General features: G+C 45.9%; 18 protein-coding genes. 12 read left to right on the top strand and 6 right to left on the bottom strand.

Annotation, left to right across the window (positions count from 1 at the left end; all coding sequences use genetic code 11):
• Positions 1-203: 203 nt before the first annotated feature.
• The 7 genes from G3R49_RS12345 (at position 204) to G3R49_RS12375 (ending at position 8,248) form a co-directional block, all read left to right on the top strand.
• Complete coding sequence (locus G3R49_RS12345; RefSeq protein WP_130600949.1) at positions 204-953, top strand: ferredoxin--NADP reductase; 750 nt, start codon at positions 204-206, stop codon at positions 951-953.
• A 378-nt stretch (positions 954-1,331) separates the two neighbouring features.
• Complete coding sequence (locus tag G3R49_RS12350) at positions 1,332-2,339, top strand: Fe(3+) ABC transporter substrate-binding protein (protein WP_167869854.1); 1,008 nt, start codon at positions 1,332-1,334, stop codon at positions 2,337-2,339.
• Between the two features lie 86 nt (positions 2,340-2,425).
• The gene (locus tag G3R49_RS12355) at positions 2,426-4,057 is read left to right on the top strand and encodes an iron ABC transporter permease (RefSeq protein WP_167869855.1); all 1,632 of its coding nucleotides are present in this window, start codon (positions 2,426-2,428) and stop codon (positions 4,055-4,057) included.
• On the top strand, positions 4,058-5,092 hold the full coding sequence (locus G3R49_RS12360; protein WP_167869856.1) for an ABC transporter ATP-binding protein: 1,035 nt from the start codon (positions 4,058-4,060) through the stop codon (positions 5,090-5,092). It abuts the gene before it with no gap.
• A gap of 151 nt (positions 5,093-5,243) precedes the next feature.
• Positions 5,244-6,182: a Dyp-type peroxidase gene (locus G3R49_RS12365; RefSeq protein WP_130600957.1), complete on the top strand. Its 939-nt coding sequence runs from the start codon at positions 5,244-5,246 to the stop codon at positions 6,180-6,182.
• 246 nt (positions 6,183-6,428) lie between these two features.
• Entirely contained in the window at positions 6,429-7,226 is a 798-nt protein-coding gene (locus tag G3R49_RS12370; protein ID WP_167869857.1) for an SDR family oxidoreductase, read from the top strand.
• A gap of 29 nt (positions 7,227-7,255) precedes the next feature.
• Complete coding sequence (locus G3R49_RS12375) at positions 7,256-8,248, top strand: AraC family transcriptional regulator (protein ID WP_167869858.1); 993 nt, start codon at positions 7,256-7,258, stop codon at positions 8,246-8,248.
• Between the two features lie 92 nt (positions 8,249-8,340).
• Here G3R49_RS12375 and argR read toward each other — a convergent pair whose 3' ends face one another.
• Positions 8,341-8,811 (bottom strand): transcriptional regulator ArgR, encoded by a 471-nt coding sequence (gene argR / locus G3R49_RS12380; protein WP_130600963.1) that lies wholly within the window; start codon positions 8,809-8,811, stop codon positions 8,341-8,343.
• 289 nt (positions 8,812-9,100) lie between these two features.
• Between argR and G3R49_RS12385 the strand changes: the two genes are divergently transcribed.
• A complete protein-coding gene (locus G3R49_RS12385) occupies positions 9,101-10,375 on the top strand; it encodes a dicarboxylate/amino acid:cation symporter (protein WP_130600965.1) in 1,275 nt (424 codons plus the stop codon).
• 125 nt (positions 10,376-10,500) lie between these two features.
• Here G3R49_RS12385 and G3R49_RS12390 read toward each other — a convergent pair whose 3' ends face one another.
• Positions 10,501-10,932, bottom strand: coding sequence for an META domain-containing protein (locus G3R49_RS12390; protein WP_167869859.1), 432 nt, complete (start codon positions 10,930-10,932; stop codon positions 10,501-10,503).
• Positions 10,933-11,076: 144 nt separating this feature from the next.
• On the opposite strand from G3R49_RS12390, the gene G3R49_RS12395 reads away from it, so the two are divergent.
• The 3 genes from G3R49_RS12395 to G3R49_RS12405 are packed head-to-tail and all read left to right on the top strand — an operon-like array spanning position 11,077 to position 12,350.
• A complete protein-coding gene (locus G3R49_RS12395; RefSeq protein WP_130600969.1) occupies positions 11,077-11,301 on the top strand; it encodes a hypothetical protein in 225 nt (74 codons plus the stop codon).
• 57 nt (positions 11,302-11,358) lie between these two features.
• Positions 11,359-11,967 (top strand): GNAT family N-acetyltransferase, encoded by a 609-nt coding sequence (locus G3R49_RS12400; protein ID WP_167869860.1) that lies wholly within the window; start codon positions 11,359-11,361, stop codon positions 11,965-11,967.
• Positions 11,964-12,350: a hypothetical protein gene (locus G3R49_RS12405; protein ID WP_167869861.1), complete on the top strand. Its 387-nt coding sequence runs from the start codon at positions 11,964-11,966 to the stop codon at positions 12,348-12,350. The genes G3R49_RS12400 and G3R49_RS12405 overlap by 4 nt, the downstream gene beginning before the upstream one ends.
• A gap of 40 nt (positions 12,351-12,390) precedes the next feature.
• Here G3R49_RS12405 and G3R49_RS12410 read toward each other — a convergent pair whose 3' ends face one another.
• On the bottom strand, positions 12,391-12,849 hold the full coding sequence (locus G3R49_RS12410; RefSeq protein WP_167869862.1) for a GNAT family N-acetyltransferase: 459 nt from the start codon (positions 12,847-12,849) through the stop codon (positions 12,391-12,393).
• A 172-nt stretch (positions 12,850-13,021) separates the two neighbouring features.
• Here G3R49_RS12410 and rhlP point away from each other — a divergent pair, with 172 nt between their 5' ends.
• Complete coding sequence (gene rhlP, locus G3R49_RS12415) at positions 13,022-13,855, top strand: rhombotarget lipoprotein (protein WP_167869863.1); 834 nt, start codon at positions 13,022-13,024, stop codon at positions 13,853-13,855.
• Positions 13,856-14,213: 358 nt separating this feature from the next.
• Here rhlP and G3R49_RS12420 read toward each other — a convergent pair whose 3' ends face one another.
• The 3 genes from G3R49_RS12420 to G3R49_RS12430 are packed head-to-tail and all read right to left on the bottom strand — an operon-like array spanning position 14,214 to position 21,405.
• Positions 14,214-14,627, bottom strand: a complete 414-nt coding sequence (locus tag G3R49_RS12420) for a hypothetical protein (RefSeq protein WP_167869864.1) — start codon at positions 14,625-14,627, stop codon at positions 14,214-14,216.
• 23 nt (positions 14,628-14,650) lie between these two features.
• Positions 14,651-21,019 carry a hypothetical protein gene (locus G3R49_RS12425; protein WP_167869865.1) on the bottom strand — a complete coding sequence of 2,123 codons (6,369 nt, stop codon included), beginning with the start codon at positions 21,017-21,019 and terminating at the stop codon, positions 14,651-14,653.
• Positions 21,004-21,405, bottom strand: coding sequence for a hypothetical protein (locus G3R49_RS12430; protein ID WP_167869866.1), 402 nt, complete (start codon positions 21,403-21,405; stop codon positions 21,004-21,006). Before G3R49_RS12430 ends, G3R49_RS12425 begins: the two co-directional genes overlap by 16 nt.
• Between the last annotated feature and the right edge of the window lie 3 nt (positions 21,406-21,408).

Consider the following 21,408-nt stretch of genomic DNA (forward strand, 5'->3'; position numbering starts at 1 on the left):
GCTTGTTGTCATTTCTACTGTGTTAACGACTTATCATGTGGAACAACCACACATCAAAGTCGTTGCCTTGTATAAATTTCCAACAAGCAGCTGCAAAAATAATCTTGAAAGATCAACAGGCCCTAGACATAAAGCTTAGCGTTAACAGCCTCATTTCAGGTTGAAAAGCGCTATAAACATTAGAATAAGATTAAGGAGCGCTTATGTGGACAACAGGTAAAGTAATTGCGAAGCAAAACTGGAACGATAAGTTGTTCTCATTGCGTATTGAAGTTGATATCGCCCCTTATATTGCTGGGCAGTTTATTAAGCTCAGCCAAATGCAAGGTGATAAACGGGTAGCGCGTGCATATTCTTTGGTCAATGCACCTGATGCGCCTTATGTTGAGGTGCTTGCTGTTGAGGTACAGGATGGACAGTTGTCACCTAAGCTACATGAGCTAGAAATAGGCGATGAAATTGAAGTCTCCACTAAGGCAACTGGTTTTATGACGCTCGATGAAATCCCAAGTGGTGCCGTGCAGGGCAGCGATTTATGGTTATTAGCCACAGGTACTGCTGTTGGGCCATTTGTTTCTATGCTGTCAACAGCTGAGCCCTGGAAAAGGTTTGAGCGTGTACTGCTAGTATATGGCGCTCGTTTTATCGATGACCTAGCGTATCTAGAGCAATTAAAGGCAATGGAATTACAATATCCACAGCAATTTAAGCTTGTTACCTGCATTACCCGCGAGCCAAATCCAGATGGCTTAACTAGTCGTATTCCTCAAGGTTTGTTAAGCGGTGAAATTGAGCGTTATCTAGGTGTTGAAATCACCCCAGATGATTCCCAAGTAATGATCTGTGGCAATCCCGATATGATTTCTGAAGCGCAAAGCTTGTTGCTTGAGCGGGGCTTGGCGAAGAATTTACGTCGAGCACCAGGGCAAATTACAGTAGAAAAATACTGGTAATCACCTAATTTGTTTTGGATTTAAACTATCATCGCTGTTTAATTGACCATCAATACTATTAACTTTTAACCGTTAATTATTGCCAGTGAAGCAAGGATCAATTATTCTTCACGAATTGATAATTGTTATCATTTTTAATTGGTCTTCAATTTGAATTATTACTTAAGTTGGTTAAGCTGTTGCTAAAGTAACTGTTTAAGTTGATTAGGATTTTTCTGAATAAGGTTGGTTTCTGAACTTGCGCAAACACTGGCGTTTTTCAGTGTTAGTTGCTAATGAAACAGCCCGGTAACACGAACGGATATTCCCATCTGTTTGAGGTGATAATCCTGGACCAATTTAACCACTTATACCGAGTATTTAAGGGAGTAATTAATAATGAAGCTTTTAAAAAGCATTGCAATTTTAGGCCTAGCGAGTGTCGCTGGTGTGGTCAATGCAGCTGAGTCTTTAACCGTTTATTCTTACCGTCAAGCCTTCTTAATCGATCCGATCCTAGAAAAGTTTACCCAAGATACAGGTATCAAAGTGGATGTGGTGTTCTCTAAAAAAGGCATCGCAGAGCGAATTCAACGCGAAGGTCAATTATCGCCAGCCGATGTGGTACTGACTTCAGATTTCTCACGCTTAATGGAACTAGTTGAAAAGGACTTAGTTGCACCCGTTAGCAGTGACGTGATCAACGGCAATATTCCTGCACAATACCGCGCGCCAGACAACACTTGGTATGCCTTAACTCAACGCGTACGTAATGTTTATTCGTCACGTGACCGTTTAGGTAAGCTTGATATCAACTATGAAGATTTAGCCGCACCAAAATACAAAGGCAAGATTTGTACTCGCAGTGGTAAACATCCATACAATGCTGCACTTGTGGCTTCTATGATTGCTCATCACGGTGAAGCTGAGGCGAAAACTTGGCTGCAAGGCGTGAAAGATAACCTAGCCCGTAAGCCACAAGGTAATGACCGTGCACAAGTTAAAGCGGTAAAAGAAGGCCTATGTGATATTGCCATCGGCAACAGCTACTACCTAGGTAAGATGCTAGCTGACCCTAAGCAAGTAAGCTGGGCTGAATCGGTATTCTTAAACTTCCCTAATCAAGCTAACCGTGGTTCACACGTGAATGTTTCTGGTATGGTGTTAGCTAAGCATTCAAAAAACAAAGATAATGCGATTAAGTTAATGGAGTTCTTAACTTCAAATGTGGCGCAGCAAGCATACGCAGAAGTGAACTATGAATACCCAGTTAACCCAAGCGTTAAACCTTCTAAACTGGTTGCTTCATGGGGCGAGTTTAAAGCTGACGCACTACCAATTCACAAATTAGCTGAGAATCATCAAGCGGCAATCAAGTTGCTTGATGAAGTGAAATTCGACCTGTAATTGCCCTTTAATTAAAAATGGTTTAATAAAACTCAGTTATTCTGGCGCACTTTGTTTTATAGTGCGCCAGCAAAACGGATAACAATATGATTTTAGGCTTAACCAGAGGCTGGTCGCTTACTGGTTATACGATAGCGGCAATTATTATTTTGCCGCTTTTTGCACTTTTACTGCAGGCAGCAATGCCGGATGAGGAAGTCTTTTCTCATCTTTATGATACGGTTCTCCCAACCTACATTTACAACAGCTTGATGCTGATGTTATTGGTTGGTTTCGGCTCTCTAATTATCGCCATTCCCGCAGCCTGGTTTGTTGCTCGCTGTGATTTTCCCGGACGAAAACAATTTCAGTGGTTGCTGCTACTGCCACTGGCGATGCCCGCTTATATCGTTGCTTACGTTTATACTGACTTGTTTGATTATGCTGGCGTGGTGCAGCGCACGCTGCGTAGTGTGTTTGAATGGCAAACACCTCAAGATTATTACTTTCCAGAAGTGCGCAGCTTAGGCGGCGCAGCCATTATGTTGTCGCTTGTGCTGTTTCCCTATGTTTACTTATTGGCTCGCACTGCATTTATGGAGCAGTCGTCTAGCTTATTGCATGCGTCACGTATTATGGGGTGCAGCCCATGGAAGAGCTTTTGGCGCTTGGCCTTACCTATGGCAAGACCAGCCTTGGCTGTCGGTGTTGCGCTAGTCGCCATGGAAACCGCAGCTGACTTTGCGACCGTGAGCTACTTTGCTGTGCCGACCTTAACCACGGCTGTTTACGATACCTGGCTGGGCTACGGCAGCTTGGCGGCAGCGGCAAAGCTGTCGACAATTATGCTGTTGGTTATTTTTGTGATGGTTGGGGTTGAGCGTTTTGCAAGGCGCAAACAAAAACTGTTTCAGCGCCAGTCAGACTTTAATGAAGCAGACAGATACTTGCTAACAGGCTGGAAGAAGTTTGCAGCGACCGGGTACTGTTCGCTACTACTATGGTTTGCCTTTATCTGGCCGTTCGCCATTTTGTGCCAGTACGCGTTTGACTACTTTGAACAAAGTTGGAGCGCAGAGTTTTTCGAGTACAGCTTGAACAGTCTTTACATCGCTGCGCTTGTGAGCTTTATCTGTGTAGCATTGTCGTTGCTATTGATGTTTATTCGCCGTATTAGCCCGCGCTCGATGGACTCGCTGCCCTCGCGCTTAAGTAGCACAGGTTATGCAATTCCCGGCACTGTATTAGCCATTGGCGTGTTATCACCGCTTACTTTACTCGACTTTTCAATCAATGATTTATATCAGTACTTTGGCGCACAAGGCCCTGGTTTGTTGTTTACCGGCAGTGTGTTCGCCCTGGTATTTGCTTTTTGTGTGCGCTTTATGGCGATAACCATTGGCAGCATTGAGAACAGTTATAAGCGCATTTCGCCATCATTAGATATGGCCAGTATTACTATGGGACAAAATCCTAAGCAGTTGTTGTGGCGAGTACACCTACCACTACTGAAAAAGGGTATCTTTGCTGGCGCGCTGTTAGTGTTTATTGAAAGCATGAAGGAGTTGCCCGCAGCGCTATTGCTAAGGCCTATCGGCTTTGAAAACTTAGCTACCTATGTTTTCCAGTATGTATCTGATGAGCAGCTGGAGCTAGGCGCGCTATCTGCCATTGTGATTGTGCTGGTTGGTTTAATTCCGCTTATCTATTTGAATCGTTCCCTGGAGCAAAAGAGCTAAATGTCTACGTTAACCATTGAAAATGTCTCAAGTGCTTACGACGGCGAGCTGATCTTAAAAAAGCTCAATCTAACCCTAAAGAAAGGCGAGATAGTCGCACTACTTGGGCCAAGTGGTTGTGGTAAAACCACACTACTAAGAGCAATTGCAGGCTTGCAACCCATTACCCAAGGGCGCATTGCTATCAATGGCACTACCTTAAGCGATGAGGGCATATTTGTACCGAGTGAGCAACGTGGCATAGGGATGATTTTTCAGGACTATGCGTTGTTCCCACACATGACAGTAGCTGACAATATTCTTTTTGGCGTAAATGGCTTGTCTAAAGCGCAGCGTCAGCAGCGCTTGCATGAAATGCTTGAGTTAGTGAAGTTAACTGACCTTGGTGAGCGTTATCCTCACGAGCTTTCTGGTGGCCAGCAGCAAAGGGTATCGATAGCCCGCGCATTAGCTTATGAGCCAGATGTGTTGTTGTTAGATGAACCGTTTTCAAACATCGATAGTCAAGTGCGCAGTGAAATGATGTTAGAGATCCGCCAAATCCTTAAGCAGCGTAACGTAAGTGCTGTGTTTGTCACCCACAGTAAAGATGAGGCCTTCGTATTTGCAGACAAGCTAGCGCTATTTGAACACGGCGCTATCGCCCAGTTTGGTCTAGCAGAAGACTTGTATCACCAACCAAATAGCCGCTATGTGGCAGAGTTCTTAGGCGCAAGTAATTACCTTAATGTTCAGCAAGTTAACGGTCAGCGTTTATCCAGTGTGCTAGGTGAAATGATCACAGACCAAGTTATTGATATTAATCAGCTAGGCTTTGGTAAAGGGCAATTATTGCTGCGCCCCGAACAATTACAAATTGAAGCCAGTGAACAAGGTAATGGTGTGGTGCGAGACAGACGCTATATTGGCACGGCTTGCCAATATTGGGTTGAAGTTGAAGATCAAGTATTCGAAGTTCGCAGCTCAGAATTGAACCTAAAACCGCAACAAAAAGTGCAATTGACTGCTAAAGTTGAGCCCATGGTGATATTTTAGAGTCGACGTTTGTCCTAATGTTAAAAGTGTGAGATATAGCTATGTATTAGCAAAAGCGGTAAGTTAGATTCTCATGTTGGGTTAAGCCCTATTTTTTATTATTGCAGTTTTAGTTACTTAGGCCGACATAGATAAGGTGGTAGATCTCAAAATGGATAATCAAACTATGCCTCGTGAACAACTTGGAATATGCGCTGAGGGTAACCTGCACAGTGTGTATTTAATGTTTAACGTCAATGAGGGAGCCGAAGCTCAACTGCGTGCATCGTTGGCTAGCGTAGCTCAATATATTTATGAGTTGACGGATCAATTTTCAGACAGCGCCTTTAACGGCTTTGTGGCGATTGGTGCAAACTTCTGGGACAGCTTTTATCCGCAAGGTCGCCCTGCATTATTAAAGCCGTTTCCATCGATGCAAAAAGATAATCGCGATGCCCCAGCGATTGAGTTTGATTTATTTGTTCACCTGCGTTGTGACCGTTTTGACATCTTGCACTTGGTTGCCAATGAAATTAACCAAATGCTAGAAGATAGCGTTGAGCTAGTTGATGAAGAGCGCGGCTTTAGATTTATGGACAGCCGCGACCTGACAGGCTTTGTTGATGGCACTGAAAACCCTAAGGGTCGCGGCCGTCAAGAAGTAGCGTTAGTTGGCGATGAAGACGAAGCATTCAAACAAGGCACCTATGTGCACGTACAAAAGTTTGCCCACAATCTAAGTAAGTGGAATCGCCTGCCAGTTCGCAAGCAAGAAGACATTGTTGGCCGAACGAAGGAAGACAATATTGAATACGCAAGCGAAGACAAGCCACTGACCAGTCACATTAAGCGTGTGAACTTGAAGTCGGCTGAAGGTAAGTCGTTAGAGATTTTGCGTCAAAGCATGCCTTATGGCTCGGTAAAAGAACAAGGACTGATGTTTATCTCAGTTTGCCGCACACCAAGTCATTTTGAAGAGATGCTTAAGAGCATGGTGCACGGTGACGAGCATGGTAACTTTGACCACCTAATGAACTTTACTAAAGCGCTTACTGGCTCGTCGTTTTTCGCGCCATCATTAGATTTTTTACTGCAGTTTGAGCAGGGTTAAAGTGTAAAGCCCTATTTAACCGCGCTTAAAGTAGATATAAAGCAATGCCTAGGCATTGCTTTTTTGTTGCCTTGAAGCCGCGAAATCTTGATACATGAGTTGTAATTTGGCCTGAAGATACCAGTTTGGCGTGATTGGAATGCACTGTGGCGTGATTGGATATGAAATGGCGTGAATGAATAGCATAAAATTTGCTCATCGATTGGCGCAAATGCCAACTTGGTGACGACAATGGAGAGCAAACAAATGACACAAGCAAAATCGAAAGCAGGTACAGCGTTGGTGACAGGTGCATCAAGCGGTATAGGTCTCGAGTTAGCAACAATTCATGCTGAAAAGGGAGGTGACCTTATTTTGGTGGCCCGCTCCGAAGGCAAGCTAACTGAACTTAAAACCGAGCTAGAGAAGCGCTATCAGGTAAAGGTTGAGGTTATTGCATGCGACTTATCAGAACCTGACTCGGCAAACGCGTTATTTGAGCAAACACAGGCAAAAGGTTTGCAAGTAGATGCGCTTATTAATAATGCTGGTTTTGGCGGCCACGGTTTGTTTCATCAGCGAGAGTTAAGTGCAGAGCAAGCTATGATGCAGGTAAATATGATCACATTGACCAATCTGACACACCTTTACTTACAAGGAATGGTTGAGCGAAATTACGGTAAAATTTTAAATGTGTCTTCAACCGCATCGTTTATTCCTGGTCCGCTTCAGGCGGTGTATTACGCGACGAAAGCTTATGTAACCTCCTTCTCACAAGCATTGGCGGAAGAGGTTAAAGCAAACAATATTACGGTTACAGCACTGTGCCCAGGCGCCGTTGCCACTGGCTTTGTTAAAGCTGGCGATCTTGAAGGGGTAGAGATTTTTGATAAAGCCAAAACTCCGCGTTCGGTGGCTGAATGTGGCTATCAAGCCATGCAACAAGGTGAGTTAGTTGCCTTTAATGAGTCATCTCTTAAGTTTATGCTTAACTGGATTACACCACTTCTGCCTCGCAAGCTGGTACTTAAGTTTTCGCGTCAGGCAATGGAAAAGTCGAGTTAATATATCAGCTAACCGTGGAGCCAACTGCAATGAAAACAGCCAGTAAATTTAATATACCGAGCAATTGGTTGGTGCTATTTAACGATTTAGGGCTTGAGCTTGAGCAAATTCTTGCATTCAGTCAACTCCCTGCTGGTTTGTTTAAAAGGTCAAAGGTGCAGCTAACGCCTGAGCAGTACTTTCAATTATGGATTGGGATCGAGGCTGCTGCAGAGGTCGCTAATATCGATATTGCACTCAAGTTTGCCGAGGTTATGAGTTTTGAGCAGTTTGATGCACCAATTTTTGCTGCGATTTGCAGCCCTAATCTCAATGCCGCAGCCAGCCGACTAAAGCAATTTAAACCGCTAATAGGGCCGATGATTTTGGACATAGAGCAAACAGTGCAATATACAGAGCTATCAACACGCTGTTATGGCCATAGTGGTAAGCTGCCTAAGGTACTGAGTTTAGTTGAGCTGGTGTTTTTTACTCAGCTTACCAGGCTAGCGACGCGCCAGCACATTAAACCAATTGATATAGTCGTGCCTGAGCAATTGGATGATATGCAGGCTTACGAAGATTATTTTGGCTGCAGTATTCGCCAAGGTGTGCAAACCGCGATTAAGTTCAGCGCCAGCGATGCTAAGGCGCCGTTTTTAACCAGTAACGAAACCATGTTGCACATGTACGAGCAAGGGCTAGTTGAACAGTTAGAGGCTATCGGCGCAAAGGACTCAACTTCTAGTCTGGTATTTAGTTGCTTGCTTGATTTGTTGCCTCAAGGGAAATCTGCCATTGATGATGTTGCAGCAGAGCTGGCAATGAGCAAGCGCACTTTGCAGCGAAAACTAACCGAGCAGGATTCAAGTTATCAGTTGGTGCTTAAACAGGTACGCCAACACTTAGCCGATTATTATTTGGAGCAAACAGACCTGCCGTTAATCGAAATTTCGTTCTTACTCGGGTTTAAAGAGTCGAACTCATTTATTCGGGCATACAGTGGTTGGAGTGGAGTATCGCCAGCGAGAACTCGGCATTAGTTGATACTCTTTCCTGCGTTAGAAACTAAAAAGCCACCTTGGCTAGACTCACTTAGACTAGAGTAGGGTGGCTTTCTCAATTGTGTTCAGACTTACTCGCTGTAGTTAAACAGTGATTTAACCGTCTCTAGCGTGTCATCAATGGTGGTGATATTTGATGGTGAGATGAAGATGGTGTCGTCACCAGCAATCGTCCCCAAAATACCTTCTGGCTTACCGATGGAGTCTAATAGGCGTGCGATTAACTGCGCTGCACCTGGGCTGGTGCGTACTACAATCATCGCCTGGTTGTGGTCAACATCGAGCACTAGGTTTTTAAGCGGGCTACCGGCCGTTGGCACGCCTAATTCTGCTGGTAAGCAGTAAACCATTTCTTGCTTAGCGTTACGTGTGCGTACAGCGCCAAACTTACTTAGCATGCGCGATACTTTAGATTGGTTTATGTTGCTGAATCCTTCCGCCTGAAGTGCGTTAACAATTTCACTCTGGCTACCAAAGCGTTCTTCTTTAAGGATCGCTTTAAAGGTCCTGACCAATTCATCCTGATTTTTGGTTGCTGGCATAATGTTAGTTTCTTCTTATGATTGTTATTCAAAAAACCGCTGTATTTTGAATAGAAATTGCATCAAAGTCAAGAATACCCCTTTGTTGGTGAATAAAAATTCACTGATTTAACTAAAGTGTGACAAGCGTTTGCGTGTGCAGTACACCTTTGTCGCAAAAATGCGTTACAAAGTGGACTAATTCTCAGTCAGCCTGCGTCACATGACGTAGATCATCTTTTGCCTTTGTATGTCTTGCTAGACTTGCCCCCGTCATTTTTTGCAAGTTAACAAATCAAGGTAAAGACATATGTCAACGCAAACCCCTTCAGTGTTTTCGCGAGCTTGGTCTCGATGGATGGCTGTTCCGCTTTGGATGCAAATTCTTATTGGTATGACGCTAGGTATTGCTGTTGGTGTCGGGCTTGGAGAAAGTGCAACTTACCTAAAGCCGATAGGAACTATCTTTGTTAACACTATTAAGATGCTTATTGTGCCGCTGGTGTTCTGCTCGTTAATTGTAGGTGTGACCTCCATGCAAGACACCGCCAAAATGGGACGGATTGGTTTCAAATCTTTCGTGTTCTACCTTGGCACGACCGCGTTCGCAATGACAATTGGCTTACTTGTGGGGCATATTTTGCAGCCAGGAGCTGGGCTAGATTTAGTGCAATCGGGCGTTGATGAAACCGTAAAGCAAGCGCCGTCGTTGATGGAAACCTTGATTAACATAGTGCCGACTAACCCTGTTGCTGCACTGGCTAGTGGTCAAATTCTGCAGGTGATTGTATTTGCGGTTGCGTTAGGTATTGCGTTAGTGCTGATTGGCGAGCGTGGTCAGCCAGCGATTAAAGTATTCGAAAGTCTAGCTGAAGCTATGTTCAAGCTAACTGACATGGTGATGAAGCTAGCGCCATATGGTGTGTTTGGTTTAATGGCTTGGGTTGCTGGAGAGTATGGTCTAGACATGTTACTTCCACTGATTAAAGTTATCGCTGCAGTTTACATTGGCTGTGTTTTACATATCGTAGGTTTTTACAGCGCTGCATTAGTCTTACTGGGTAAGCTCAACCCAGTGCACTTTTTCAAAGGCATTAGCAATGCCATTGTTGTGGCTTACACCACCTCAAGCTCGGCAGGCTCGCTGCCAGCTAGTATGAAGTGTGCTAATGAGCTTGGCGTAAATAAGAAGATCTCTAGTTTCGTATTGCCGCTAGGAACAACCATCAATATGGATGGCACAGCTCTGTACCAGGGCGTGACCGCTTTGTTTGTCGCTCAGGCTTTTGGTATTGATCTAACCTGGGTTGATTATGTCACCATTATTCTAACTGGGACTTTGGCTTCAATTGGCACAGCAGGTGTGCCTGGCGCAGGTCTAGTGATGCTAACTCTAGTATTAACCACTGTTGGTCTACCATTGGAGGGTGTGGCGATTATTGCTGGTATCGACCGCATTTTGGATATGGCGCGTACCACGGTTAATGTATGTGGTGACTTAACCGCAACCACCATTATTGCTCGCAGTGAAAATGAGCTGAACGTGCAACAATACCAAGCGGATACATCAAGCAAGGAAAGCTAACGCTAGAAAGTTGCAGTTAAGCATAATAAGCTCTGATTTCTGCATTCAAAACAAAGGCCGTAATATCGATATTACGGCCTTTATTATTTTGCAGGAGTGTCTGTTTTTATCTAGTAAATTCTTAGTTAATGTGACTGAGATTTAGTTAGCTCAAATAACACCTGACCTTGTGCATCAAGTAGGTACAGTTTGGTTTTAGCAAATTGATATTGGCTGACCTTAGGCAGTGAGTCCATGAACATCCGCTCTTGCTTCACTAGCCCATCAACACAAGCTTTACGGGTGCTGCCAAGACTTTGTAGAGTTAATTGCGTCTGTTGATACTCATAGCTGCCGCTAAAACGATTGCAGCTATTATTGCCTGACAATTGGCCGTCTTGTTCAAATGTGATTCTAGGCTTGCTGTAGGATGCAACTGGCTCACCTGCAATATCTGTTACTGACCATTGTCCAGACAAGGTTTCAAATAGCTGCTCGGCATTAACTGCAGTAGGTTGGTTTGAGCACGCTGTTAAGGCGACAACAAGTCCACTGACAGCTAAAAATTGTTTTATCATAAGGGCAATCCATCAAAGTCACGCGTTAGCGGCTATTTTAGCGATTGCTGCACCAAAGTGTAACTAGGCATCACAAACTAGCAGCTTAATTTATGTTAATTTAGGTGGCTAACGGAGCGATAGGCCATCTTCAGGGGAGTTTTAGTGAAAGTGTTTAAGATTCTTCATGTCATAGGCATCGTTATGCTGCTTGTTGGCGCAGGTTTGCTGTTGCTAAGTGACGTGTCTTTGCAAACTCAGGGAATGCTCATTACCGCTAGTTTAATTGGTGGTGGTTTATTATTAATGTCGCCTTTTCCGGTTGCGCTGTTTATTGAGTGGGCTCAAGCTCAGGATAAACAGGCGCAAGATAAACAAAAGCAGGATTAAGAGGCGCAAGACTCCTTAAATGACGAAGACCGCTAACAGCCCGCAAATACAATTTAAATGACTTATTCCAATATTCACTATCGTAATGCCAAGACTGCCGATATCGCGCAGCTATTAAAACTTGAGCAGCAACACCTTAATGATGAGCTGTCGCAAGCCGGCTCAATGGCTGCCAATATGATGCAGGGACAAGCGCTAACTAAAGTGCAGCTCACCAAGTTGATTGATGAGCATGTGATTGCGATAGCTGAGCTGCGCGGCGAGATCATAGGTTATGTGATTGCTGCGGATTGGTCGTTTTATACCGCCAATGAAAAACAAACTAAGCGCTCTCAATCATCCATCTATCAGTACATTAGTGCAAAGTTACCTGAACTTAGTCTAGATGGCAGAGCGCTAACGACTAACAATTCATGTCAGTATGGCCCTATTTGGGTTGCGCCGAGTGTTCGTGGAGCTGGTGTGTTTCAAAAGCTGGTGGAGTATTTATGCCTGCAGCTTACGGCAAATTATGATTATCTTGTGGCTTATATTGCTGAAGACAATGAGCGCTCATTTGCCGCGCATACCAACAAAGCCAATATGCAGGTGATTGACTTCATCAGTTACCAACAAAGCGACTATTATCTATTGGCACGAGCAACTAGTACTGAGGGTGAGAAATGAACCAATTTACCAAGCTGTTTGCCCCGTATTTAGACTTAACCCTATCAGCCTTTGATAATGCCAAGCTAGTGGCCTCCGTATTAACCGAAGCAGGTGAAACGTTTCAGGTGATGGAAGCTGAGCTTGTTATGGGCAGTGTCGCTAGTAGCGCCAATAACACCACTATAGGTGATGAGTCAGAAACTGAATCGAAACGATATTATCTGGTTCGTTGGCAGCAAACTCATATTGTTTGTGGTTTGATTAATGCTTATCAAGCAAGCCTGAGATTGATTGCCGATGATGAAGTTGTTCAGGCGAGTCAGTTAATTGAAGTACCGATTTTAAATATGCAGCAGTTGCAGTTTATGTGCATGGAAAGCGCGCATTTTGATCACTGCTAATAAGCTGGCAGCACGTTAGAAGTTAAACGTGCTGGGGTTATTACCCACAGCCTTTGAAGCTCATCAGGGTCAAGTTAGCTTGACCTTTTTTGTAGGTGAAAAACTTCTGTTGTATCACACTCGGAGTCGCTTGTTCTGCCCCTTCTTTTGTATCTGTACTCTCTGCATTAAGCTGCTCAACATCTACACGCTCAAAGCCGTAACGCTGATAAAAGTCATTTAGCTCAGGTGAGCAAAATAAAAAGCTAGGCTGCGCGGCCAGCTTCTCCTGCACCAAGGTTAGCAACTCGCCGGCGATACCTTGGTTGCGAAAGTCTTTGTGGGTGACTAAACCAGTTAATAGTAAATTGCCTTCATATGGTCGCAGGCGCACCGCAGCGACTATTCTTGGTTGCATGTCTGCTTGGTGTAGCAGCGAAAAAACAATCAGTTCTGACAGCGCCGGTTTTGCATAGGCGAGTTGCTGACGATAAAAGTGCTTGAGCTGCGACCAAAGCATTTTTTGTGCTTGAGTTTGCAATTGGTTGTTATTTGCAAGTGTTAACCAGTTATGGGTTATTGAGTTTACCAAGAGTGTGATTTCGCCTGTCTCACTAAGTTAAAGTGTGATTGTTAGTGATTAATTTTAATGATATTTTCTTGATGGTACCTAGCATGAATAAGGATCATCTATGCGTTTTTTGCCAGTTATTTTATCACTAACCTTAACCCTTGTGATAAGTGGTTGTAGCGGCCTTGTCAGCGAACATGGCTCAAAGAAGCAAGTCTCTAGTTCACTCGTCAATTATCTGTATCCCGATGAGGCGAGTCGCCAGCAATTATCTCCGGAAATTCCAACCTTAAGTTTACCCATGCGCGTTGGGGTAGCCTTTGTTCCTGCAAATAGTTCTTCGGCGAGCAGTCAGCTTAACAGCGCTGAGCAGGTAAGACTGTTAGATAAAGCTAAGCAGGCATTTGTTGGTCTGGAGTATATTGAGCGCATTGAGACTATTCCATCGGTTTACTTGTCTAAAGGCAGTGGTTTTGAAGCGTTAGAGCAGGTTGGACGGCTCTATGACATAGATGTGATTGCTTTAGTGTCATACGATCAGGTGAAGCAATCTTATGAGAATAATATGGCGCTGTTGTATTGGACAATTGTTGGCTTGTATACCATTCCTGGCAATGAAAACAGCACGCAAACCTTTGTTGATACTGCGGTATTTGATATTAAAACCCGCAAGATGCTATTTCGCGCTCCGGGCATAAGCAAGCTTGAAGACAGTTCAACTGCCATTGGTAAAGATAGAACCTTAGACGAAATAGCCATGCAGGGCTTTAACCTTGCCGTAGACGATATGGTGGTGAATCTAGAAGACGAGCTCAGTCGTTTTAAGACCCGTGTTAAACAAGAACAAGTCGCCAAGGTGGAGCGCCGAGAAGGCTACAGCGGTAGCGGCGGATTCGGGTTGGTGCTGTTTGGTTTGTTGGCGCTTGTGATGCGCGGGCGCGGTTCATTAACCTAAAGGACTAACTAACCTGAACTCGGGGTAAGGAAGTGTCAATGGTCGTTCTGTCTTGAGTGATACCTAGCATTAAGTTTCTAGCGAGATAGTTTTGTTAAGCTCAAGGCGAAGCTACGCGTCAATAGCTAGCCTATTGCAAGTAGCTTCAACGAAGAAATGGGCAAAAATAGCCGTTAGAAACCGATTTATTATCCCGAGCTCAGGTTAACAATCTCAGCTGATGCCGCGCGCGAAAACTTTAGGGGATGCGTGCGATAACTGAGAAAACTTAGATTTTAGTTATTTTAAACTGCCTTTCAATATGTAAAACACCAGCCGTTGAGCTGGTGTTTCTGTTTTGGTGACAGGAATGCTTGAATTAAAACGCTACACCTTCGGCTTCGGTGGCATCCGTAAACACTTCAGCTTGCAGGTATGCATAAGCTGCTTGGCGGGGTGTCATGTCGGTGTATTTGTCATCGAGTAAGCTAACGCTGAAGCATTTGCAGTCGCGTCCTTCGTGATAGCGCTCTACTTCAGGCTTTCCATTAGCAAACGTCTCTTCGCTCATAAAGATGCTGACAAAGAATGTGCAGAGCTTGCTACCGTGAGTAGAACTAGACAATTGATATTCATTGCTTGGCTCTGACTTCTCTAGGCTTGGGTCATCAATCACTTCAACGCGTTCTGATAGCGTTGTGTTGTTACTCACGTTTAGTTCACTGATGACTGCTAATGCATTTGTCAGTGTAATGCCGCTCGCGAGTGTGATGCTTGGTAGTACTAGTGCCATTGTGGCCTCCTATGGTTAGTTGATTATTCTTCGGTACAAACTAATGAAAGGTTTTGATTCGTCGTTGAGTAGCTGCCGTGGTAACGGGCATGCGAGATGACTTTGATTCGATACTCAAAGTCGTCAGTCGAGGTGTTGTTGTCTGTTATCGTTTGTGAGCCAGTACAATGGCTGTTAACTTCCCAATGACTAAACTCGCCGTCATACTCCCAGCTAACTGAGCCAGTGAATGTGCCGCTGGCTATCGTTCCCCAACTACCAGAGCCAATCTTGCGTTGTAGCTGCCAACTTAGTTTTGGTTGCGTTGGGTTATTTGGCTCGCTCGCGTTTTGGCTGCGTCCACCGAGATAGTATGAAACGACGATTTGTTTGGTTTTGCCGTTGGTGCCGAATGGGCCGATTGAAACTGGGTAGCCTCCTGCGGTGTACGTATTCTTATCAGATGTGGCGCTTGATGTTTTCAACACGCCTGCGCTTAAGGTGCCGCCAAAATAGGCATCGCCATCTGCTGCAAGGTACGTAATTGCGTTAGACTTTTTAAGCTGTGTCCAGTTCGGCTCACCGTTAGACAGTAGTTTCGGACCATACCACTCGATTAAGCCGTCAGGACCGAAAGCTTCTGCAGCTTGCACTTTCATGTAGCCTGAGCCAACAAGACGCACCTGACCGCCCTCGATGACTGGCGAACTCAGCTTAACGCCAGCTCTTAGCTGCTCTGTATCAACAGAACCGGCTGCTAGCTCGTTAACAGTGAGCCCGCCGTAAAAACCGATGCGTGCTTTTAGTACATCAAACAAAGCGCTGGTGCCGACGAGATTGTTAATCAGCGCTTCATCAACAAGCAGCTCATTGACTGTAAGTTTGCTGATAGCCGCGATTTGAGCCTTGAACGTGTTGACCAGTGCCGAGTCAGCAAACAGTGCACGCATCATGGCTTCTGAAACACTAAGCTTAGTAACGTCAATAGCCTGGGCTGCAATAGCTTGCGCAGTTAAGCCGCCAACGTTGGCAAACTGGATGATGGCTTGATTGACGAGTAACTGATTTGCCAGCAGTTTCTGCACTAGACCTGTGGTAGCAGTAAAGTTACCCGCTGCTACATCTGCAACAGCATTAGCGTTGTGGGTGTTCTCAGCTACTCGCCACACATCAACGTGGGAAATTTTGAGCGCGCCAGCATTGCTATCAATGCTCTTAACCGCAACTTGCAAAGCTACATTGACCGTGCCAGCTGGTGTCACCGCTGAGATTTTCTCAGCATCACGAATAACGCCATCTTTAATGATCATCGAGCCATCAATTGCGCCCGAATACCCAATAACTTGGTTGTTCGCATCCCAAAACTGATACTGCAGATAAGCAAGTGTCGAACTTGCCAGGTTGCATAAATAGCGCACTTTGCATAGTAACTGCTGACCTGCACCGACTTTTAACCGATACAGGGTATGCGTTTGCACCACTTTATATACGTTCAGCTGAGCAGGTTGAATATTCAGGTGAACTTCATCACCAAACACACCATCAATTTGTTCAATGCTCGCGTTTGTCCAGCTTTCAGCTTTGCCCTGGTACTGGATAGAAAAGTCGTTATCAAATATCAGCGAGTTCGACTGAATACCTGCCAGCGCATACTCATTTGATTCTGTCACCGCATTGGCGGCTTTAGTTGACGCATCTGCAGCTGCGGCAGTTATCGCCACATCATTAGCCACGCGGCTATCGTTATAGTTGGTTTTGTCTGCACCACTGGCGGGAACTTCTGTCCAGTTGTTACCAAGCTTTTGTGCATCAGCTGGCATGCCTGCTTGATTGCTCCAATGGGAGTAATCAAGGCATTTAGCATATTGTTTCGGATAGTTGCTCTCAGTGATATGCGGCGAATCGGTCACATCGAATATTGATACCAAATCAACCAAAATGCTGCAGTTAGGTGGAATGTTACTGCACCAAAAACGAAAGCGTGCCTCGTTAACGCTTGGCGATGCAGACATATCAATGATGCCGGCAAACTGTCCCCACTCACCACTGTTAAGCGAAACAGCCTGATAGCCTGATGCATGCTGCACATTACCTAGTGAGTTGTAATACGCTCTGCAGCTAGGATTGCTAAAGCCAATCGGCTTAACCCAATAGGTCACCAGAAAGCGACCGCCTGGACGCAGCGCAATTGGGTAGTTGCGACCGTAGCTGCTACCCAAGGTAAAGTACGCACCTGCACCATAGCCAGATGATTTAGTCACTACCTCTAAGCATTTCTCACCTGTATAACCACCAGTAGCAATAACGGTCACAGTTTGCGCGTTGCCTGAAAGCCCCATACTTGTGTCAGCGGGAACGGTCTCAAAATCGCCACAACCTGGGTCAATCATATTCACAAAGGCTATCGCGGCAGCATCCCGAGCAGCATCAGCTTTAGCTGTGGCATCTATTTCTGCAGCTTTAATTGCTGCTTGCTCGGCAGCATCGGCCTTGTCTTGCGCATCTTGAATAGCTCGGCGCTCTTCATCACTGACTTTGCCATCTGCATAGGCTTTAGCTTTTACCTCAGCAAGATTAGCCTCGGCGGCAGCAAAGTCTTGAGCTGCTTGCTGAGCGGCGGCAGACTTTTCGCTGGCATCAATGGCGGCTGTGTTAATCGCGGTTTCATTATCAAGGCCATCAGAGTTACTTAAGCCTGTTTTTACTGCGTCAATGCCATTACTGTTGTAGCGCGAACCCACTGCCACAAGGCGGTCGCTAGCTAACAAGGTAAATGGCTCAGGTGCAGTGGTATTGCCATGGGCGTACCACTGCTTAGTGTCTAAATCATAGGTGGCGCAAAATAGACGCTGCTCATGTGAGCCACCAGGTGCAAACGCTAGGTGGTCGCCAGTAAATCGTGATGTAGGCTGGGTTTCGCTAAATAACACATAGAAGATACCGCGATAGCTGTGTGAACCCTCAAACGGGGTGTTTAATGTGAAGTTTGGAAACGTGTGCTTATCGCCGTTGGCCGTCATCACATAACCGCCACCAACACCGATTTCGCCTACATCTTGATTTTCAGTGCCACCCACACGGCGGTTGGCAAAAAAGGTTAACGTGCCTGCGGTGTTTTTTAGCCCCTCTGGTATTTCAAGGGTGTTATTTAGCCTGCTATCAGACAGCGCGTTCTTAGCCGCTTCACTAATGGCATCCAACTTTGCCTGGTTAGCTTTGTTTTGCGCATCTTGAATCGCCCGCTGCTCAACTGCAGTGACTTCTGTATCAGCATGGGCTTTAGCTTTTACCTCAGCAAGATTAGCCTCAGCGGCAGCAAAGTCTTGAGCCGCTTGCTGAGCTGCCGCTGATTTTGTACTGGCATCTGATGCCGCTGTTTCAATAGCGACTTCATTGTTAGTGCTGTCTGTTAATGTCCAAACATCAATGTTTGACACTCTAAAGTAGCCACCGGCACCAACATTGTTTCGGGCGACTAACTGCAGCTCCACACTTGCCACGCCGACTGGCAACTCTGAGCTAATGTGCTCGGCGGTGTGGATCATGCCATCATTGTTAAACTTGCTATTGGGTACGCCTTGGATGTGGCCAACTAAAGAGCCAGCTTCATTCAAACATTTGTACTGCACATAACAATCATTACCAGAGACTAAGCTGTTAACGTATTGCAACTTACAAACTAGCTTGTCACCTGGTTTAGCTTTTAAGCGGTATGCACTCGATGTGTAAGCTAGATTATATTCATCACTGCTACATGCTATAGCTAAGTGACGCCAATCAAGCCCGCCAAAATTACTGGTTTCAATCGTGCCTTTGCCAACCCATGACTCGCCAGTGCTTTGCTCAATGGCAAAATTGCTGTCAATCACCAGCGAGTCACTTTTCGCGAGGGTGACGGCCTTGCTATTCGCGTTAGCTTCAGCCTGATTCGCCTTAGCTGTCGCATCAAATGCAGCGTTAAGCTCGGCTGCTGCAGCGGCTAGGCTGGCTTTTGACTGAGCGCCGCTTGGGGTTTCACCGCCTAAGTCGGCTGCATCGATACCATTGTCGAGCAGTTTTTGCGCTGTGATTAAGTCGTTGGCAAGCTCTGGGTCAGTAAGTGCATCTTGCATTGCAAGAATGTCTTTGCTGGCATCATTGGGCAGCTTGCCATCGGCAAGGTTATCTAATTTGGCTTGTTCTTCTTCGGTAAACACATCACCGATTTCAACGTCAATCTTCGACCATTTGTAGTCTTGCCAATTGCCTGATGGGGTGGATGTTTTCTTGTCTGTGGCGATACCGCGCCAGGCTTTGCCTTCACCTATCGCTTCTGAGGTGGTGAAGCCGGTGCCTTTGTCATCGTCAGCGAACGCCCACCAAACATGTTGATTGAACTCGCCACCGATGAGGTCAACGATGTTGCTGTTATCGCTTGAGGTTGAGATGCCAACGGGGCCGAACCAGTCACTCTGGCCGTAGTCGTTAATGGTTCGCGCCCATAAATAGTAGAGGGTGTTAGCTGCGCGGCCATTCCATACCACTTGCTTGCCTTTGCCGAGCATTTCAGCGCTCGTTAAATCAGTGTTTAAACTGCCTTTAACTTCAAATTCAGTGGTGCTTGCAATGGTGGCAGAGGTTTGTGGGTGAAGCGTTAAGCTAAGCGCGTCTACGTCGGCAACAATGCCGGTGACGTTTGGCGGCATAGTGGCGGTGAGTGATACTACTGCAGGCACGTTTGAGCGCGCGGCAAACATGTTAAGCGCCCAGATGTATACTTTATAGTCGCCAACATCTAGCTTAGGGATTTGGCACTCGGTGCCATTCACAGGCGTTGAGTAAACTTGGTTGTCTTGGCCATCAAGCACGCTAACTATATAAGTGTAAGTGCTGTTGCCCTCAAGCTGTTGCCAACTCACTTTACCCTGCCAATTGCCATCATCTGCTTGCGGCTGCCAAACTACGTTTTTAACTGTGCCAACGTCTGTTGGACTTGGCAGGTTAGTGTTTGGTGCGAGGTCTTTTTCTGTATAGCTGCCCTTTTCGAACTCGTATAGCTCGGCAGTCGTTTCGCGCAGTACCAGGTTAATACTCTTGCCATATTCAAACGGCCACGAGGTCACTACGAACAAACCATCGATACCCGCCGTTGGCAGCTGCACGCGCACCACTTTACCGACCGATACCGCAAGACCAATCATGTTGACGGGCATAGTGATTTGCATGCCAGCGCGGTTCATCTCTAAGTAGAGTTTTGCCAGGCGCTGCGCTGTCCACTGCGACTGGGTAAATGGCAGGTCAATGTCGTGGTCGATGTACTCGCCGTTGTCCTCTGCTCGGTAATAGTCGTTTTCATGTGGTGGGAAGTCGGTTGGTTGATAGTAATTATCAGGGTCAACGAAGGTGCCGCGAATAGCGTTACATAGCTCGCTGCGCGGGGTGTATGGGCGAATATCAACATTACCCGCAACATCATCTTCGGTTAGCGTGATGACTTCTGGCCCTTGGAACACACCGGCATATAAATGGTACTGACCAGAGATATACACTTGCGTGCCCGCACCGGCTGATAGCAGACTTTCTAAAATAGAGGATGGCGATTTGTCATGGCTGTATGTGCCGTTACAGGTATAGCGCTTTTCAAACTCATCAGTTTGATACTCAACGAACTCATCACAATCGTTTGCTGCCAGCGCATAACTCTCGACATTAACTTCATCGAGTGTGGCACCCACACCTGACTCATTTAGCGTGTAGTCGAGTACACAAAGCGCCCAGTTATCTGACCACTCCCACGTTGATTGGTCATCAATACGGTGGCTACCGCTGCCGCCTGCTGTTGTATCTAAGCGTGGATCATAAACCTTTTTACCCTTCACCAGGGCTTTGATGTTGGGCACACCGTTGGGGAATACTTCTGGGTCATATGACAGGCGCGCATAAATGTAGGTGATGCCATAGCCAATGTGATCCTCTGTCCAAATGCTTGAATCAGCAACAAGGTTAGCATCTGCTGTGGTTTGGTCACCGAGGTGCATTTTAAGCCGCGCTTTACTGCGATACTTAGAGCTTAAGCCGGTGCCTTTTTGCCAGGCGACTTCATCACCAAAATATACTTTCTCGATGGACTCACACTCATGGCCAACGAGCGGGATAACAAGATGCAAGTACTTATTGTCTTCTCCCGTTTCTTCCGCATGAGCCAAGATGCCAGATAACATACCAGTGCCGTATAAACCGCGCCTAGGCTCGGCAGGGCTGCGGATCATTTGCTGTTGTGAGTACGCCTCATTACTAAAGTCGCCAGCATCAACGTTAGGCGTTAACGCGTAAGTGGCAGCAGCTGCGCCAATACCAATGGCAATCGCAGCTGCAGTACTCACTACACCCGCTGCAGCATAGGCAGCGGCAACCCCGACTATGACTGGTGGCATGGCAACCTCCACCCTTGCTCAACAAGGTTGACTGGCAGTTGGGATAAGCCTTCCTCACTAACCGCATACACATTACTGCCTGCAAAAATGCCTAACGCCTTGGGGTGACGTGGCGGCTTAATCAGCACAATGTCACCGCGCTTTAGTTGTAGGCGGCCAACGGGTTCGCCTAAATAGTGAGTCGCGACATCAGCCACACACTTAAAGCCTTTTTTACTCAGCAAGCGCTTAGCGCCAATGGCGGTTTTGTAGCGTCCAACAAAGTCGGCGGCAAAGTCTTGCTTGCTGGCCGCTTTAATCCATTTGGCAGCGAATAGGCAGCAATCATGCTCGCCCCAGGTGAACGGGGTTTGCTGATGGCAGTTAATAAATTCGATTAATGTCATGTG

Source organism: Shewanella sp. WXL01 (assembly GCF_012263345.1).
In the GTDB taxonomy this organism is placed as follows: domain Bacteria; phylum Pseudomonadota; class Gammaproteobacteria; order Enterobacterales; family Shewanellaceae; genus Shewanella; species Shewanella maritima.